The sequence below is a fragment of the Mesorhizobium sp. M0195 genome, assembly GCF_040322115.1.
Lineage (GTDB): Bacteria > Pseudomonadota > Alphaproteobacteria > Rhizobiales > Rhizobiaceae > Mesorhizobium.
The window spans coordinates 14,739-32,744 of sequence record NZ_JAMYSV010000011.1 but is presented as its reverse complement, the minus strand read 5'-3'; the positions used below and the strand labels follow the sequence as shown (position 1 = coordinate 32,744).

The 18,006-nt window shown below is 61.3% G+C and carries 16 protein-coding genes and 1 pseudogene; 10 read left to right on the top strand and 7 right to left on the bottom strand.

What is annotated here, in order from left to right; genetic code table 11:
- Window positions 1-6 precede the first annotated feature (6 nt).
- The 7 genes and pseudogenes from NKJ12_RS20630 to NKJ12_RS20600 all read right to left on the bottom strand — a co-directional run bounded on the left by NKJ12_RS20630 (window position 7) and on the right by NKJ12_RS20600 (window position 7,238).
- The gene (locus NKJ12_RS20630) at window positions 7-966 is read right to left on the bottom strand and encodes a sugar phosphate isomerase/epimerase family protein (protein WP_352704702.1); all 960 of its coding nucleotides are present in this window, start codon (window positions 964-966) and stop codon (window positions 7-9) included.
- On the bottom strand, window positions 963-1,967 hold the full coding sequence (locus tag NKJ12_RS20625) for a Gfo/Idh/MocA family oxidoreductase (protein ID WP_352704700.1): 1,005 nt from the start codon (window positions 1,965-1,967) through the stop codon (window positions 963-965). The genes NKJ12_RS20630 and NKJ12_RS20625 overlap by 4 nt, the downstream gene beginning before the upstream one ends.
- Before the next feature lie 138 nt (window positions 1,968-2,105).
- Window positions 2,106-2,900: an ATP-binding cassette domain-containing protein gene (locus tag NKJ12_RS20620; RefSeq protein WP_287219718.1), complete on the bottom strand. Its 795-nt coding sequence runs from the start codon at window positions 2,898-2,900 to the stop codon at window positions 2,106-2,108.
- Window positions 2,901-2,958: 58 nt separating this feature from the next.
- Window positions 2,959-3,981, bottom strand: coding sequence for an ABC transporter permease (locus tag NKJ12_RS20615; protein ID WP_352704698.1), 1,023 nt, complete (start codon window positions 3,979-3,981; stop codon window positions 2,959-2,961).
- Between the two features lie 9 nt (window positions 3,982-3,990).
- Window positions 3,991-5,001: an ABC transporter permease gene (locus tag NKJ12_RS20610; protein ID WP_352704849.1), complete on the bottom strand. Its 1,011-nt coding sequence runs from the start codon at window positions 4,999-5,001 to the stop codon at window positions 3,991-3,993.
- 134 nt (window positions 5,002-5,135) lie between these two features.
- Complete coding sequence (locus tag NKJ12_RS20605) at window positions 5,136-6,101, bottom strand: sugar ABC transporter substrate-binding protein (RefSeq protein WP_352509023.1); 966 nt, start codon at window positions 6,099-6,101, stop codon at window positions 5,136-5,138.
- Window positions 6,102-6,192: 91 nt separating this feature from the next.
- A pseudogene (locus tag NKJ12_RS20600) lies at window positions 6,193-7,238 on the bottom strand (sterol desaturase family protein).
- A 167-nt stretch (window positions 7,239-7,405) separates the two neighbouring features.
- On the opposite strand from NKJ12_RS20600, the gene NKJ12_RS20595 reads away from it, so the two are divergent.
- From NKJ12_RS20595 to NKJ12_RS20550, 10 genes are all read left to right on the top strand, one after another.
- Window positions 7,406-8,440: a LacI family DNA-binding transcriptional regulator gene (locus tag NKJ12_RS20595; protein ID WP_352704847.1), complete on the top strand. Its 1,035-nt coding sequence runs from the start codon at window positions 7,406-7,408 to the stop codon at window positions 8,438-8,440.
- A gap of 817 nt (window positions 8,441-9,257) precedes the next feature.
- On the top strand, window positions 9,258-9,527 hold the full coding sequence (locus NKJ12_RS20590) for an acylphosphatase (RefSeq protein WP_254819364.1): 270 nt from the start codon (window positions 9,258-9,260) through the stop codon (window positions 9,525-9,527).
- 142 nt (window positions 9,528-9,669) lie between these two features.
- Window positions 9,670-10,320, top strand: coding sequence for an aromatic ring-hydroxylating oxygenase subunit alpha (locus NKJ12_RS20585; RefSeq protein ID WP_352704696.1), 651 nt, complete (start codon window positions 9,670-9,672; stop codon window positions 10,318-10,320).
- Window positions 10,317-11,162 (top strand): aromatic ring-hydroxylating dioxygenase subunit alpha, encoded by an 846-nt coding sequence (locus NKJ12_RS20580; RefSeq protein ID WP_352704694.1) that lies wholly within the window; start codon window positions 10,317-10,319, stop codon window positions 11,160-11,162. Before NKJ12_RS20585 ends, NKJ12_RS20580 begins: the two co-directional genes overlap by 4 nt.
- Window positions 11,159-11,818, top strand: coding sequence for a glutathione S-transferase family protein (locus NKJ12_RS20575; protein WP_352704692.1), 660 nt, complete (start codon window positions 11,159-11,161; stop codon window positions 11,816-11,818). Before NKJ12_RS20580 ends, NKJ12_RS20575 begins: the two co-directional genes overlap by 4 nt.
- Window position 11,819: 1 nt before the next feature.
- Window positions 11,820-13,199, top strand: coding sequence for an amidohydrolase (locus NKJ12_RS20570; RefSeq protein WP_352704690.1), 1,380 nt, complete (start codon window positions 11,820-11,822; stop codon window positions 13,197-13,199).
- A gap of 27 nt (window positions 13,200-13,226) precedes the next feature.
- On the top strand, window positions 13,227-14,321 hold the full coding sequence (locus NKJ12_RS20565) for a BMP family ABC transporter substrate-binding protein (RefSeq protein WP_352704845.1): 1,095 nt from the start codon (window positions 13,227-13,229) through the stop codon (window positions 14,319-14,321).
- Window positions 14,322-14,323: 2 nt separating this feature from the next.
- On the top strand, window positions 14,324-15,847 hold the full coding sequence (locus NKJ12_RS20560) for an ABC transporter ATP-binding protein (protein WP_352704688.1): 1,524 nt from the start codon (window positions 14,324-14,326) through the stop codon (window positions 15,845-15,847).
- Window positions 15,844-16,944 carry an ABC transporter permease gene (locus NKJ12_RS20555; RefSeq protein ID WP_352691291.1) on the top strand — a complete coding sequence of 367 codons (1,101 nt, stop codon included), beginning with the start codon at window positions 15,844-15,846 and terminating at the stop codon, window positions 16,942-16,944. The genes NKJ12_RS20560 and NKJ12_RS20555 overlap by 4 nt, the downstream gene beginning before the upstream one ends.
- On the top strand, window positions 16,941-17,852 hold the full coding sequence (locus NKJ12_RS20550; RefSeq protein WP_254819358.1) for an ABC transporter permease: 912 nt from the start codon (window positions 16,941-16,943) through the stop codon (window positions 17,850-17,852). The genes NKJ12_RS20555 and NKJ12_RS20550 overlap by 4 nt, the downstream gene beginning before the upstream one ends.
- Window positions 17,853-18,006: the final 154 nt, after the last annotated feature.

Genomic DNA, 18,006 nt, shown 5'->3' with positions numbered 1-18,006 from the left:
CTTCCTTCAGATGGCTTGCGGTTTGTAATCGGCAGGGGCGGACGGCATGACCCCCTGCAGCAGCGCCACGGACTTTTCGAGTCCCTCCAGAGAGTTCAGGAGGACGTCTTCATGCTCGATGGAAAGCCAGCCGTCATAGCCGGCCATCTTGAGGCGATAGCAGAATTGCCGCCACCACTCCTCCCCGTGGCCGAAGCCAAGCGTGATGTAGCTCCATGACCGGGCCGGAAGATCCATCAGGCTGCCATTCTCGAGCAGAGATGTCGTCGCCTGCACCGGTGCGTTGAGCATCGTGTCCTTGGCATGAACGTGATAAACGGCCTCGCCGAGCGCCTGGGCGGCCACAAGCGGATCGGCACCCATCCAGAACAGGTGGGAAGGGTCCAGATTGGTGCCGATGATCGGTCCGACCGCCTGCCGTAGTTTCAAAAGCGAGGGTACGTTGTAGACGCACTGGTTGCCATGGAGCTCCAGCGCAATGCGCTCGACGCCGTTCGCGTTCGCAAGCGCGACGATCTCGGTCCAGAACGGGATCAATTTCTCTTCCCACTGGTATTTCAGGATGGTCTGCGTTTCCGGAGGCCAGGACGAGACGATCCAGTTAGGTATCGTGTCGGTAGCATTGCCGGCCGGGAGCCCGCTCATGGTGCAGACGGTACGGATGCCAAGTTCGCCAGCGACACGGATTGTGTCTCTCAGCCCTTCGCCCTGGGCCGGGTCGGTTGGGTGGAGCGGATTGCCATTTGCGTTGAGGCAGATGATCTCAAGCCCACGCTCCTCGAATGCTCCAACGAAACGTTTCTGGCCTTCTTTGTTGCCCAGCATGGACGAAAGCCGAAAATGCGGTGCCGTGGACCAGCCACAGGTGTTTACCTCGACGCCGGAGACACCCATGCGCTTCGCATGATCCAGCATCGTTTCGAAGGGCAGGTTGCTGAGGCTGTCTGAAACGAAACCCAGCTTCACGCGTAAAACTCCGGCTTTGCGATCATTTGAACAGGTACGCGGCGGCCCTCATGCAGCGCCTTCACGCCCGCCTCGGCAACGATGGCGGCGCAATAACCGTCCCAGCAATTCGCTGCGGTTGCGGGGAACTCACCAGTCATGACGAAGCGTAGGAAGTCGCGGTTCTGCCGACGGTAGGCATCGGCATAGCGGGTCCGCCAGTCGGAGTCGTAGCTCGTGCTCTGTGTAAGCGCAGAATCGATGCGAGTGTAGGCGACGTTGTTCATCGCAACGGTGCCCCGCTCGCCGATCAGCTCGGCACGGACATCGTAACCATAGGCGGCATTGTTGTTGATCTCGATGTTGACGAGTTGGCCATCGACCGTCTCCAGCACCATGAAGACAGGCGCGACCCGGGCATCTGAGCGCTTCGGCTGGAAGGCCGAAATCGACGCATATTCCGTCGAGAGCACATAGCGCACGACATCGAACTCGTGTGGAGCCGAATTGGTGATAGCCATTGCGCCGGTGAAATCTGCAGCCGGCGTTTCGACATTCCGGTGAAAATTGTGCATCATCAGGGGCCGGCCAAGGCGGCCGTCTGCGAGCGCCCGCTTAATCTCTTCGTAGGAGCGATCGTAGCGCCGCATGAAACCAAGCTGGACGAATTTCGCGCCCGACTTCTGTTCTGCCTCCATCACCGCGATACAGTTAGCGGACGCTTGGGAGAGGGGCTTTTCGCACAACACACGCTTGCCGGCGGCAATACAAGCTTTCGACAGCGGCGCATGCGTGGCATCGGGACTCGCCACGATGATTGCGTCCACGTCCTTCCGCGCGGCAACGCCTTCTGGATCGGTGGAGATGTCGAGCGCACCAAAGGTGTCGGCAACAGTGCGGGCACGCGCCTCATCCATGTCGCACACCAGCTGAAGGCTTGCTCCGGGAAGGTCTTCCGCCACTATCCTGGCGTGGTCGGCGCCCATGACACCGGCACCGATCACCGCAATCCGTATTGTCATATTTCTTCTGCTTTGTTCGACGTGAAGAGGCTGGTGGCGCCAAGGGTCATCAGGGCCGGTCGAAGGCAGAGGTTTCCCGAGGAAAACGATCGGGCCGCCCGCCCATCCAGCTCGAGAGGCGGCGCATTTTCATTGTGATCATGCATGCAATTCATGTTCGATTTCCGCCTCGAGGTCAGCCATGGTTTCACCGCCGGCCATCAGATCGGTGATCTCCTCGCGGGTTTTCTCGCGCTTCCGGAAATCGGCGGCGATCGCACCGCGAATGAGGACGGCGAAATGGTCTCCCACCGCCATCGCGTGCATCACCTGGTGGGTGATGAAGACGACCGCGAGACCGCGCCGCTTGGCTTCATTGACGATGCGCAGCACGTGAGCTGCCTGCTTGACGCCGAGCGCTGCTGTCGGCTCATCGAGGATCAGAACGCGAGCGCCGAAATGCACGGCGCGGGCAATGGCCAAAGACTGGCGTTCCCCGCCTGACAGGCCACCAACAAGCCGGTCACCGTCGTCGATACGCGTGATGCCGAAATCCCGCACCGCTTTCACCGCGATCTCGTTGGCGCGCTTGCGGTCGTAGATCTTGAACGGACCCCAACCCTTTGTCGGCTCCAACCCAACGAAGAAGGAGCGGCCGATGCTCATTAAGGGGAACGTTCCGCCGAACTGGTGCACGGTGGCAATGCCCCGCTCCTGCGCAGCGCTCGGACGGTCGAAGCTGACCGCCTTTCCGTCCATCAGTATCTCGCCGCTGGTCGGCTTGTGGACGCCTGCCAACACCTTGATGAGAGTGGACTTTCCTGCGCCGTTGTCGCCGAGGAGACACAAGACCTCACCCCGGCGAATTTGCAGCGAGATGTTATGCAACACGTCGATCGGGCCGAAAGACTTGTTGACATTTTTCAGTTCGAGAATGGCAGGTTTTTCGCTCATAATTATCGCATCTTTCGTTCTTCCAAGCAGTCGCTGATCGCAACTGCAGCCGCATCGCTCAGTGCTGTATGGGTGCCCTCGGCACGCTTTGTTTTGAACCTCGCCGGTAAGACAGAGCCAGTTCCCGGAATGCCTGATTCATCAGCACCGCCGTCAAAAGCATCACGCCGATGATCAGGTTCGACCAGTTCCGGTCGATCTGGGTGAAGTAGATGCCCTGGCTGACAATGGCGAACGTGATGGTACCGACGAAGATGCCGATGACCGAGCCGAACCCTCCCGTGAGCAGCACGCCGCCGACCACCACGGACACGATCGCGTTGAAGATGAAGTTCATTCCGCCGGAAACCTGGGCCGAGTTGAACAGGATCGCCTGGCACATGCCAACGAATGTGGCGCTGACGGCGGACAGCACGAACAGTGCGATGGTCATGCGGCTTGTCGGAATGCCTGCATTGCGGGCGCTGACGCGATCGCCGCCCATTGCAAACAGCCAGTTGCCAAAGCGGGTCTTGTGCAGCACGAAGCCAATGATGACAGCGAACACCACCCACCAGACGATGATGACCTGGTGGCTTCCACCGATAAGCTGTCCGAACAGGAATTTGGCCCATTCGGGCGCGGTGACGGCAACGCTAGCGTTGCCAGTTAGCAACACGGACCCACTGAGCACCAAGCCCTGCATCGCAACCAGGGTGGCGAGCGTAATGATCAACGAAGGCACCGAGGTGCGGATCGTCAGCAAACCATTGACAAGGCCGACCGCCACACCGACCGCCAGGGCGCCGGCCATGCCCACCGCGATGGGCAGGTCATAGTAGCCGCTAAGGATGGCGGTGGTCATAGAGCCCGCGGGAATCAATGCGCCGATGGAGATGTCGAGTTCACCCGAGATCATCAGCAGACCGACCGGAATGGCGACAATGCCGAGATTGGCGGCGAAGTTCACCCAACTCGCCGCCCCAAGGAGTGTGCCCAGGTCCACGCCACCGAAAAATACGAAGAACAGCACCACCCCGATCAGGCTGAGGATCGAGCCTGCTTCCGGGCGGCGCAACAAGGATTTGATTGCCTCAGTCATGGCGGTCCCTCAAGCCTTCTTCGATGAGTAGCTGAGCGCCAGCTGCCGAAAGGTGTCGTTGGTGAGTACGGCGATCAGGAGAAGCGCGCCGATGATGACGCTTCCCATGTTGGGATCGATACTCGTGAAGTAGATGCCCTGGTTTACGATAGAGAAGGTGATCGTGCCGAACACGATACCTACGACAGAGCCAAATCCGCCGGTAAGCAGAACGCCTCCGATGACTACGCACATGATCGAATTGAAGATGAAGGACTGCCCAGCCAGAACCTGAGCGCTCTGGTAGACCATCACCTGGCTGACTCCGACGAACGCGGCGGAAAACCCCGAAAGCATGAATAGACCGATGGTAAGCCGCTTGGTGGGGATGCCCGCGTTGCGCGCGCTCTCCTTGTCGCCCCCGAGTGCATAGATCCAGTTGCCCACGGGCGAGATGTGGAGGAGCCAGAGAAGGGCGGCGATGTAGACGAGCCACCAGAGAATCGTCACTTGGAACATGCCCCCGAGATATTGGCCGAGAAGCATCTTCGTGAGTTCGTCGGGTACCAGCGAGACACCGGTGCTGCCGGCGATCATCACAGTAAGGCCCAGCGTCAGGCCCATTGTGCCGAACATCGTTCCTATTGTGATTATCAGGGACGGGATCGCGGTTCGCGTGACGAACACGCCGTTGATTAAGCCGATGGCGAGACCGAGCCCAAGGGCGGCCGTGATGCCGAGCCAATCAGGCAGGCCATAGTAGCCGGATATGATCGCGGCCGTTAGAGAGGCCGCGGGAATCACGGCGCCGACCGAAATGTCCAGCTCACCAGCGATCATCAGCAGCCCTATCGGCAGAGCGATGATGCCGATCTCGGAGGCGATGCTCAGCCAACTGGCCGTACCGGCTGCTGACAAAAAGCCACTGCCTCCGAATATGGCGAAGAACAAAAAGACTGCGACCATGCCCAGGAACGAGCCCGTCTCGGGCCGCCGTGCCAGACGACCTGGGGCCAGTCCAGAACGGCCGCGATTTGCCATCGGCGTTGGGGTGGATGTCACGGGATGTGCCGTCATGGGTAATCCGCGAGTTATCGAGCGCCAAAAATTGCGGTCGCTATGGAAGTAGAATGCACTGGCCGCCCGCCGCACACGGCGGGCGGCCGTAAGGACACCTAGCGCGCGCCGGCCTTCACGCCCGCAATGGTCAGCTCGACAGTGTTCTTGTCGATGATACCAGGACCGGTGAGGATCTCGCGCGTCGGCACAGTCAGCCCGTAGTTTACCTTGCCATTCAAGATTGAGACGGCGAGATAGCCTTGCCAGTAGCCCTGCTGGTCGATCGCGCAGGCCTGTTTTCCATCCTTGATGTTGTTCAGGATGGTCTCGTCAAAGTTGATGCCGCAGAGTTGAACCTGCCCGGCCTTGCCGGCCTGGGTAATACCGTTCATGGCCGAATTGGCGTCGACATTGCCGATGGTGAACACCGCGGTCACGGCTTGATGCTGCAGCAGATAGGCCTTCACCGCCTGCGCCACTGCTGTTGCCGAGCCGAAGGAGGTAGCTGGCAACGGCAACACATCGGCCTCGCCGCCGCCATTCTTCATCCCTTCCCTAAAGCCACCACAGTAGGCCTCGATATTGGCCGCACCCGGCAGTGTGTTGATGCAGACGCCTTTCTTGTTGCCGGCCTTAGCGAGATACTCGCCGCCGGCGACGCCACCTTTGTAATCGTCTGAGCCGACATAGTTCATAGCGCCGAGGCGATCAGCCGCCTGCAAACCGCCGGCATTGTAGATAACAAGCGGAATGCCAGCGTCCACAACCGCCTTGAACGCCGGATCCATGGCTTCCGGCACCCAGTCCGGACCGACAATGGCGTCGGCCTTCTGGTCGATGGCTTGGCGGATCAGTTCGGCCGCGTCCACACCCAGATTGTCGTAGTTCTGCGGCCCGAGCCAGGTGACTTTACCACCTTGAGCTTCGACCACCTTACCGGCGTCTTCGGCACCACGCTTGACGATTGACCAGAATGGATCGTCCGGCTTGCCGCCGATAACGAAGATGTCGGCGGCGAGCGTGCTGCTGGTGCTGTACGCAGCCAGCACTGCTGTGGACACAAGTATCTTGAAAAGCTTCATAGTCTTCCTCCCGGTTTACCCGCCCCGCGGGTTTGAAAAAAACATGGCTGATCCGCCCCCTCCTCTGGGCACACGAAACAGCGGCGGTTGATTACTCTGCCGGCATGTCAGAGGCCCTGCCGTCGGAGGCTTCCTGCTTGGCGCGGAGCTTTTCCTTCTTCTTGCGGAAGCGCGCCTTCATAGCCTGGTCAGCTTCTTTGCTACCGTCGTGCCAAGTGCCGAAAAGCTTATCGAGAGGGACCAGACCGTCACCGCCGTAGTTCACCTCGAAATACTTGTGGTGCAGGTAGTGGACGTAGGAATGGCTATCGAGCTTGACCTTGTCGGTGAGTTCGAAGGTTTCAAACCCAAGATGGCCATTCACCGCGCCGAAGCCGGCCCCATGCAGCGTGAAGTACGCGCAGACCGGGTTGGATGGGATCAGCAGGTGCAGCCAGGCCTCGGCATGGTAGAGGAACCCCTCGACCGGATGCATGGACAGCGACGACCACGGACTGGGGTTGATCGAGTTGTGGTGAACCGAATGAACCCATTTGTAGAGGGGCGGCCAGTGGATCGCGCGGTGCAGGAAGAAGAAGTACACTTCGTGCACAGCCGGAGCGATGATGACGAGGAACGACAGGTACAGCCAATGCGTCGTCCACGGCAGCCAGACGGCCCAGCTGTTCGCGTATGCCCATAGCATCACGATTTCGACCACGGTCCACAGCGGTATGGTGATGAAAAACGACCGGCTGAAATTGTCGATATTCTGGCTCTGAAACCAGAAGACGTCGGACGGCGCGTCGGAGGGGAATTTCGGATTATACTTGAAGCGCGTCTCTTGCTTGCGCTGGATGTAATAGCGCAGCTCAAAGAATCCGTAGAAGAGAAAAATGCCCCCCGCGTTCAGCCCGTAAAGCCAAAGGTAGTTGAGCAGCGAAAAGCTTGCCAGGCTGTCCCAGCTCGGGATGAGCAAGTTGACCCAGATGATTGCCGTGGCCATGTGGAACGCGTTCCAAGGCCAAAGAAACTCGGGATCCAGGCTAGTACCTTTTTGGCGTTGAACGGGCGATGCCAGATCGGCACCGGCTCGGCGCGGCGGTGCGGGACCCAGTTTCCGCGTTTGTCGCGCATTCCATACTGAAGGTCATCCATCTTAACAGCCTCCCGACCGACCATCCAATCGGCCTTGAACCAGTTCGGGCTCTAGTGCGGAGGCGATTCATATCGGAGGCTTGATATCATCGGAATACAAAAATAGTATGGAGATCGCATTCGTATCATTTAGTGGCAATCATGATGATACAGCATTGGGAGGATTAATGAGGCGGCCTACGATTCGCGACCTCGCTCAAGCCGCCGGCGTATCCGTAGCGACCGTGAACAGAATCCTCAGCGGCACTGTCTCGGTTCGCCCAAAGACTGTTCAACGCGTACAAAGAGCAGCCGAAGAAATCGGCTTCTATGGGATCGGAGCGATCGACGACCGTGCCAAGAAAATATCGCCGCATCATCGATTGGGTTTCCTGTTGCAGCAATCGACCCGTGAACTCTACCAACTGTTCGGGAAGAAAATCATCGCAGCCTGTCGCGATCGTCGCGATGAGGTGGTCGAGGCCATCGTCGAGTTTGTGGATCTACTGACGCCGGAGACTATCTCTAGCCGCCTTATCGCGCTCGGCAACACCTGCGACGCAGTCGCGGTGATCGCACCAGATCACCCTATCATAGGACAGGCCATCCGTTCACTGAAGGAAATTGGGAAGCCCGTTGTTGCTTACATTACCGACCAATCCGCGCCGGAAAGAGCGGCCTACGTGGGCACAGACAACTGGAAGCTGGGGCGTACGGCGGCATTCTTGATTGCGCAAACCACCCAAGGTCCGGGTCGCATTGCGGTTTTCATAGGAAATCACCGATATCAATGCCAAGACGTTTCAGATGCCAGCTTCCGTTCGTATTTGCGCGAACACGCTCCGCGGCTCACAGTGGAAGAAAGTCGCCCTACTCATGAGGAATCGAGCGAGGCTTACCGTATGGTGGCCGAACTCCTGAAGACGACTGATGATCTCGTAGGAATTCTGATCGTGGGCGGCGGAATAACTGGAGTGCTCCGTGCGCTTCGAGAGATCCCTGCCGAAAGGCGGGCGGGCATCAAGCTGGTTTGCCGTGACATTGGCCCCGATACGCGAAAAGGCTTGTCCGAGGGAATGATCACTGCAGCTCTTTGTCATCCACTCGAGGCGACCTCGGCTCTCCTTGTGCAGACGATGATTGACGTGATTGGACCGCAAGCACCGGTCGCGACCCTTCAGCGGTCTATACCTTTTGAAATAGTCACGCCGGAAAACATCTGACGCTTTTATCTCGGCGATGATTCAAGCGGTGCTTTGCGGATCGGGCTAGTCCGGCCAAGGCTGCCGATCGCTGGTTCCGAACCTCGTCGAGACTGCATGAACAATTTAAAGGCACCATTCATTATTGGTAGGACGGTCACTGTCGCGCACTGTTGGAGGACGTCCTCGAACTATTGATTTTATTGGCTTTTTCGTGGGCCTAAATCAGAGAGTTTCCCGTATTGTCTCGTATCGTTCCGCCCCCACCGGACGCTTTGAAATTGGCCACACCAAATGCCTGCTTCGCATCATCCACGAAGAGCTGCGCGCCATCTCCGGCGCCGAGCAATCCCGGCTGCAGCGCTTTGAACAACCAACGCTGTGGCCATCGATACAGCCCTTTGCGTGAGCCCTTCAGGAGTTGGCCAACCGCCAGCCGTCGGTGGTTCCTGGCCGACCTCAATGAATTGTACTCCTTTCGTATAAATCAGAAATCTTCGCGCATCGTTCCGTATGGTTCCGCGACCCCGGCGCCACTATTCCGCAGGTGCCGTCTGGCTTGGTTTCCCGAAAATACGCTTTTAGGAAAGTCCTGGAGCCGGATGACCGATCTTGCGACGCAGTTCCGAACCGATCCCTCGATGACGGGCTACCGGACATGGCCCGTCAAAGGTCTGTCGCTTACCAAGGAGCATCGGGACGGCAGCGACCGGTCTTGACCGGTCGGCGAGGATGACGAGCGTCCTTGTCGGCGAAAGATCCGCCCGCCTTTTCACGCCCTTAGCCACGTGATTGGATACGACGTATCTGTATATCAATTTCGTTGCTAGGGTCCTTCATGAACGAGCAAGATCGACGTTTTACGCGCGAGCGCATGACAATCCTCGGCGATGTCAAAGCGGCATCCTTTCTTCCATGGATCGAGCGTCATGCCGCCAAGCTCGGCCTCGCGCCGGCAATATTCGTTGCCGGTGCCGACCGGATCGAACTCGACGTTGCCGGTCCCGCGGAACTGGTCGATATGATGGAGATGGGGTGCTCTCTTGGACCAATCGATGTCTGGGTCGAGGCCATTCGTCGGACGCCGATAGAGAACGAATCAGGCTAGGTTGGGACCAGGGCCTCTGCCTCTTTTTTGGGCATTGTTGCCAGTGCGAAAATATTGTGCAAACGTGATCGGGCTGATCGTCATGTCTTGACCGCGAATCTGCATTTGGGAAGATGGGTCGATGTCTTTCGAAGGTTGATGCATGCTGCCCTATCCGTCCGGCCCATGGATGCCAGTTGCCCTCTCCGCGGACTTGCCAGCGGGAACCGTAATGCCGGCGCAAACCCCGGTCGGACCGATTGCCCTTTGGCGAAGCCGGTCCGGCCGCGCGGCGGCCTTCGCGGACAGATGCCCTCATCGCGGCATGCGCCTTTCCCGTGGTTTCGTGCGCGGTGAGGCCCTGTCCTGCATCTATCACGGTTGGAGCTATGCCCAGGCCGGAAACTGCTTGCGCATTCCGGCCCATCCGGGCCTGACGCCGCCGGAAACGATTGGTGTCGCAACACAGCCCGTCGAGGACAGCGGCGGAATCATATGGATTTCCGTAGGCGAACCCACCGCTCGGCCGCCGCGGTTCGACGGCCTGGCCCCTCTTCGCTCCATGATAGTAGAGGCGGGCATTGCCGCGCTGGAGGCGGCCGCCGGTACGAAGGCCGACGGAGGCCTGCTCGACTACGCGCAAAATGCCCAGACCCTACGGCTGCTGCTCACCCCCCAGGGGAAAGCGCGGACGCTGATGCATGTTCTGGTCGACGAAGGCACTGGTCCGGCCAAGCGTATCGCTGCGTCGAGGGCAGCCGAGACGCTACGGCGGACGGCCGAGGATATTCTGCGCAGTGGCGTCGCCCAATGACCCGCAACGCGATGATCGACCAATGGTATCCGGTCGGCCTTGCCGGCCGGCTTGACACGCATGAGCGCCAGACGGCGCTCATGGGCGAGCCGATCGGGGTGAGGCTCGGCGCAGACGGAAACGCGAAGGTTACGGGCAGCAACGGACGTGCCCTGCCGGTCTGCATCCGCTACGGCCATGTCTGGTCGTCGCTCGGCGACCCGCAAAAGGCGCTCTTTGCCATCCCCGAGGCTGATCAGCCCGGCCGCCGGCTCGTCGATGTCGGGGTTGTGCGCGTGCGCTGCTCGCCGCTGCGCGCGGTGGAGAACTTCCTGGACATTGCGCATTTCCCCTTCGTGCATACGGACATATTGGGGGCCGAACCGCACACGGAAGTCCCGAACTACAAGGTCGAGATACGGGAGGACGAAGACGAGGTTTGGGCGACCCAGGTGAAGTTCTACCAGCCGCAGGCCGCCAAGTCGGCGGAAGGCGGCATAACCACCGAATACATGTATCGCGTGCCTGCGCCGACCTGCTCGATCCTCTACAAGACCTGCCCGCCGCGCCCGGGTGAATGGGACGTCATCACGCTTTTCGTGCAGCCGCTTGCCGAAGACCTGTGCGACGTCTGGCCGTGGATGGCGTTGTTCGACGACGAAACATCGATGGCAGACCTGATCCATTTCCAGCAGACGATCTTCCTTCAGGACCGGTCGATTCTCGAAAACCAGATCCCGAGACTGCTGCCGCTCGATCCGGGCATGGAGATCCCCACAAGGGCGGACCTGACATCAGTTGCCTACCGGCGCTGGCTGAAACGCCACGGCTACACCTACGGCGCGCAACTGGTGGCGCAATGAAGCTCTACGACTACGTGCTGTCCCCGAGTTGCTACAAGGCGCGCCTGATGGCGGCGCTGACCCGGGTGAAGCTTGACATCCGCCCCGTCGACTTCCATCCCGGCGCCGAGCATCGCGGTCCCGAACTTATGGCGCTCAATCCGGCGGGTTCGATCCCGATCCTGGAGGATGGCGACCTCGTCCTGACCGAATCCTCGGCCATGCTGGTCTATCTCGCCGCGAAGGCCGCACCGCAATGGCTGGGCAACGATACTGCTTTGCAGGCGGCACGCGTCCAGCAATGGCTTTCCTTCTCGCATCGGCTGACCGGCAGCCTGGGGGCGGCGCGCTTGCACGAGATGCTGCTGCGTCCGGGCGATATCGCCACCCTGCATGGGCAGGGGATAGCGGCCCTGCGGGAGCTGGAAGCCGGCCTCGTCGAACAGCATATCCGCGGCCAGCGCTTCCTCGCGTCGGACCGGCCGACGATCGCGGACGTCGCCTGCTTTCCCTATGTGGCGCTGGCGCCGGACGGCGGCGTTTCGCTCGACCCCTATCCCGCGATCCGGCTCTGGTCGCGGGCGATCCGCAGTCTCGAGGGCTTCATTGAGATGCCCGGCATCCACCGGCTGCACGAACTGAAGCCCGAGCCCGTCCTCGAAGCCGGCGAGGCGTGACTTGGCGGGCCACTTGCTGAAGAACTGCGCAGCGGTCATCGTGGACGAGGGCAACGGTCCGGACATCCGGCGCAATGTCGATGTCTTGACCGACGGCCCGGCGATACGGGCCATCGGCGAAGGCCTCGACAAGGGAGAGTTGCCCGTCGGGACCGTCACGCAGGACGCCGCCGGCTGGTTCGTCTATCCCGGCCTCGTCAACACCCATCATCACTTCTTTCAATGCTTCGTGCGCAACCGCGCCGATCTGGACTGGACGAAGTTGTCGGTCATCGAATGGCTCGACCGCATCTATCCCATTTTCTCGCGGCTGACCGAGGAATGCTTCTACCACGCTTCGGTCACGGCGATGGCCGAGCTGATAAAGCACGGTTGCACGACCGCATTCGACCATCAGTATTGCTTTCCGTGGAAGGCCGGCAAGCGGCTGGTCGACCGGCAGTTCGAAGCAGCCGAACTCCTCGGTATGCGCTTCCATGCCGGACGCGGCGGCAACACGCTACCGAAATCGAAAGGCTCGACCATCCCCGATGCCATGCTGGAGACGACGGACGAGTTCATCGCCGATTGCGCCCGGCTGATCGACGCCTATCATGATGCCGGTCCTTTCAGCATGCGCCAGGTGGCCGTCGCGCCCTGCCAGCCAGTCAACTGCTATCGCGAGACCTTCGTGGAATCGGTGGCGCTAGCGCGTGATCGCGGGGTGCGTATGCATACCCATGTCGGCGAGGGCGAAAGCCCGGTCATCGAGGACCGTCACGGCATGCGGACGGTGGATTACTGCGCGGAGATCGGCTTCTGCGGGCCGGATGCCTTCTATGCCCATTGCTGGGAGCTAACCCACGACGAGCTGCGCAAGATGGCCTCAAGCGGCACCGGCGTTTCGCATTGCCCTGAGCCGGTCTATCTCGTCGGCGCCGAAATCACCGATATCCCGGCGATGTCGGCCTTCGGCCTCAGCATAGGACTAGGTTGCGACGGTGCAGCCTCGAACGACAATTCCAACCTGATGCACTGCATCCATTCCGCCTACATGCTGCAATGTCTGTCGGCATCGACACGCGACCATCCCGTTCCGCCGCCGGCCGATTTTCTCGGTTATGCGACGACCGGGGGCGCGGCGCTGCTCGGGCGCGGCGACATCGGCAGGCTGACGCCTGGCATGGCTGCCGACCTTTTCGCCATCGACACGCGGCGCATGGACTATGTCGGCACGCGGCACGATCCGCTGAGCCTGCTCGCCAAGGTGGGCATCGGGATGCCGACCGACATGACCATGATCAACGGCCGCATCGTCTGGGCCAAGGGCGAGTTCCCGGGGCTCGACGAGGCACAGCTGTTCGCTGAAGCCGAGGCGGCGCTCGCGACCGTGGAATTCTAGAAACCGAAAACAAGGGGAACCTACATGCTGACAAATCTTACCCGCAGAACATTGATGAAGGGCGCGGCCGCCTCCGGGCTCGTCGCAGCGGTGGGTGGCCGCGCGCTTGCTGCCGACGAACCTCTGGGCATCGTGCTCGTGGTCCCGTCGCCGGTCGGCGATGTCGGCTGGGGCCGTGCGCTCGCCGACGGGCTCGAGCCGGTGAAGGCAGCCTACGGCGACAAGGTGAAGGTCACCATCATCGAGAATATACAGGAAGGACCGGATGCCGACCGCATCATGAACAAGGTGGTCGCCGACGGGAACAAGTTCCTGATCGCCGGCTCCTTCGGCTACCAGAACGGTGCCCTGCAGATCGCGCGCCGTAACCCCGACGTCACCGTGCTGCATGCTTCCGGTTTCCAGGTAGCGCCGAACTTCTCGCCCTTCGCGGCCCAATATTTCCAGGGTACCTACCTGATGGGCATGGCGGCCGCCGCGCTGTCAAAGACCGGCAAGCTCGGCTCGGTCTCCGCCTTCGCCATTCCCGAACTGATCACCTCCATCAATGCCTTCACGCTGGGCGCGCAAGCAGTGAAACCCGATGTCGAGGTTTCGGTCGTATGGGTGAACTCCTGGTTCGATCCGGCCAAGGAGCAGGAAGCCGCCAAGGCGCTGCTGGCGCAGAAATGCGACGTAATCTTCTCCAACGCGCAGGACACGCCCTCCGTCGTGTCGGCCTGCGAGGAGGCCGGCGTCCCTGCCTTCAACCTCAATTCGTCGATGAAGAAATATGCGCCTAAAGCCTATCTAGGCTGCGTGGCGACCGATTGGTCACCCTTCTTCAAAGCCTCGGTCGACGCCCACCTCGCCGGTAAGTTCAAGGGCGTCAACGCTTTCCTAGGTGTCGGCGACAAGGTTGTAGAGGTCGTTGACTGGAACCCGGGTATCCCGGCCGACATGATGAACAGGATCAAAGAGGTTGAAGCCAAGATCGCCGGCGGCAGCTTCTCGCCCTTTGCCGGTCCGTTCGCCAAGGCCGACGGCAGCGAGGGAGTCCCCGCCGGCAAAACGATGACCGATGCCGAGATCGTCGCAATGGACTGGCACGTCAAGGGTGTCACCACGCCGCTGCCCAAGTAACCATGACCACCCCGCTCCTGTCGCTGCGCGGCATCTCCAAGAGCTACGGCCAAATCCATGCCAATAGAGACATCGATCTGGATGTGGCTCCGTGCTCGATCCATGCGATCCTCGGGGAAAACGGAGCGGGCAAGTCGACGCTGATGAAGCTGATCTATGGCGTCGAGCAGCCGGACGCCGGAATGGCGACCTGGAAAGGGGAACCCCTGGCCCTCGCTTCCCCGGCGGATGCGAGGCGCAAGGGGATCGGCATGGTCTTCCAGCATTTCTCCTTGTTCGAGACGCTGACGGTGGTGGAGAACATCCGGCTGGTCGTGCCCAGGGGCAAATCGGATCTTGCGGATCGCATCCGCATGCTCGGCCGCGAGTTCGGACTCGAAGTCGATCCGCTCGCCCATGTGCACGCGCTCTCTGTCGGAGAGCGGCAGCGGGTGGAAATCATCCGCTGCCTGATGACCGAACCCCAACTCCTGATCCTCGATGAACCGACCTCCGTCCTGCCCCCGCAATCGGTGGACAAGCTATTCGAGACATTACGGCGGCTGCGCGACCGCGGCGTCTCCATCCTGTTCATCTCGCACAAGCTGGAGGAGATCCGCGCGGTCTGCGACCGCGCGACCATCCTGCGCGGCGGGCGCATCACCGGCCGCGTGGACCCGCGCGACCACGACGCGCACGACCTTGCCCGGATGATGATCGGCCGCGACATGCCGCAGCCCATGCCGGCGCTTGCGCATTCCGGCGGCGAAAAGCGCCTCGAAATCGTCGGCCTCGACCATCGGCCGGACGATCCCTTCGCGGTGGCGCTTTCCGACGTCAGCCTGACGGTCCGGGCCGGCGAGATCCTCGGGATCGCGGGCATATCGGGCAACGGGCAGAGTGAACTCGCAGCGTTGATTTCAGGCGAAACGGTGCTGCCGCGCGAACAGTCCGACCGTATCTATATGATGGGAAAGGATGTCGGCGCGCTCGACGCGGCCGCCCGCCGCCGACTGGGCTTCGCCTTCGTTCCCGAGGAACGGCTTGGCCGCGGCGCGGTGCCGGAAATGTCGCTCGTCCTCAACAGCCTTCTGACCGCCCATCCGTTCGGCCTGTTGAAACGCGGCCTCGTCGACACGAACCAGGTGAAGGCTTTCACCGAGGACTGCATCCGGCAATACGACGTGCGCACGCCCGGTTCGGAAGCGGAGGCCGGCGCGCTTTCGGGCGGCAATCTGCAAAAGTTCATCGTCGGTCGAGAGATCATGCTGTCCCCGCAATTGCTGTTCGTGGCGCAACCCACCTGGGGCGTCGACATCGGCGCCGCGTCCGCCATCCGCCGGCGCCTCATTGCCCTGCGCAACGAAGGCATGGGTATCCTCGTCATCTCAGAGGAACTGGAGGAGCTGTTCGAACTCTGCGATTCGATCCAGGTGATCCATCAAGGCCGGCTGAGCCCGCCGCTGGTGACGCGCGACACGAGACCCGGGGAGATCGGCCGCTACATGATCGGCGCGCATTCGACGGCTAAAAAGGTCCCTGCATGAGCGCTCTGTCCGCGCCGCTCCTTCCCGTTCTGGTTCGCCGGGAGCATGCCTCGCTTCCCGTCAAACTGATCGCCCCGCCCGTCGCGCTCGCCTTGGCGACGCTTCTCAATCTCGGGCTCTACCTCCTTATGGGCCGCGATCCGGTAGCCGTTTTCCACGCGATGCTTCTGGAGCCCTTCCTGTCTTGGACCTCTTTCTCGGAAGTCCTGCTTAAGACCGCGCCGCTACTGCTGATCGCGCAGGGGCTCGCGATCGGCTTTCGCGCAAAGGTCTTCAACATCGGCGCCGAGGGCCAGTTCATCCTCGGCGCGATTTTCGCATCGGCCATTCCCATCTGGTTCCCAGAGGCAACGGGCCAATGGATCTGGCCCTCCATGCTTGTCATCGGTGCGCTGGGCGGCGCTCTGTGGGCGTCGCTCACGGCCTTCTGGCGCGTGAAGCTCAATGCAAACGAGATTCTGGTATCGCTCATGCTGGCGCTCGTTGCCGCGCAACTGCTCAACTACCTGCTTCTCGGCCCCTGGAAGGACCCAAACGGCTTCAACTTCCCGCAGTCGGTGATGTTCCAGTCCGACGCGATGGTGCCGATCCTGATCCCCGGCACCCGCGTCAACGTCTCGCTGCTTATCGCCTGCGCGTTCTCCCTTGCGGCCTGGATCTTCATGCAGAGGAGTTTCGCCGGCTTCAAGCTGCAGGTCGGCGGCCTCGCGCCACGCGCGGCCGGATACGCCGGCTTCAACGAAGGACGGGCGATCTGGCTTTCCCTGCTCATCGGCGGTTTCGCGGCAGGCCTCGCCGGAGCGGCCGAGGTGGCCGGGCCGCTCGGCCAGCTGCAGCGCTCCATCTCGACCGGCTACGGCTATGCCGCCATCATCGTGGCCTATCTCGGTGGCCTTCACCCGGTCGGCATCACCTTTTCCGCGTTGCTCATGGCGGCCCTCTATATCGGCGGCGATAACGCCATGGTCTCGGCAAATCTGCCGGTCGCTGCGGTCAGGGTTTTCCAGGGCAGCCTGCTGCTCGCATATCTCGTCGCCATTGCCTTCGTCCGCTACCGGCTCGAATGGCGCCATGCCGCCCACGGAAGCACGTCATGAACGCCGTCGAGTTCATCATCGCCGGGATGTTGGCGGCGGCTACGCCGTTTCTCCTGGCGGCGCTCGGCGAACTGGTGGCCGAGCGGGCCGGCGTCCTCAATCTCGGGGTGGAGGGACTGATGGCCCTCGGCGCCGTCATCGCCTTCATTATCGTCTATCAAGGCGGCGGGCATCTCCTCGGTTTCCTCGCCGCGGGCCTCGCCAGCGCGGCTCTTTCCCTGGTCTTTGCCGTCATCGCGCTGGGATTTCGCGCAAACCAGGTTGCGGTAGGCCTTGCCATAGGCATCCTCGGCCAAGGCCTCTCGGCGCTGTTCGGCAAGAGCTATGAGAGCCTCACGGTTAAGGGGCTTCCGAAGCTTTCATTGCCCGGGCTTTCGGATATCCCGGTGATCGGCGGCTTGTTCGCCCAAGACGTTGTCGTGTGGCTTTCGCTTGCCGCGACCGTCGCCATCTGGGCGATGTTCGCCTACACCAAAACAGGCCTCGTCGTCCGCGCCGTCGGCGAGAACCCCAAGGCGGCCCGTGCGCTCGGCTATCCGGTGATCGCCGTGCGCTTCGCCGCGGTCGCCTTCGGCGGCGCGTTGGCAGGTTTCGCCGGTGCCTACGCATCCGTGGTCTACACTCCGCTCTGGGCCGATGGCATGATCGCAGGGCGCGGCTGGATTGCGATTGCGCTCGTCGTCTTCGGCACTTGGCTTGCCAGCCGTATCTTCCTCGGTGCGTGCCTCTTCGGCGCCGTGTCCCTCGCAAGCCTCGCGGCCCAGGCGACAGGGCTGGACGTTTCCTCGCAACTTCTATCGAGCTTGCCTTATCTCGTGACCGTGATCGTGCTCGGCATCATCTCTTCGAACCGCCGTCTGCTCAAGCTCAACGGCGTGGCTTCGCTGGGAGAACCTTTCGAACGATAGTGTCGCTTGGTACGGCCCATCAAGGATCCCGTGAAGAATGGTGGATTGCGCCCGCGCTCTCAAGCCATCCAGCGCGCCTACTCGGCCGCTCTCGTGGCGTGCGGCCGGCAACCAGCGCACCCTCACAGAATGTCAGCCCCGACTCGAAGCATTC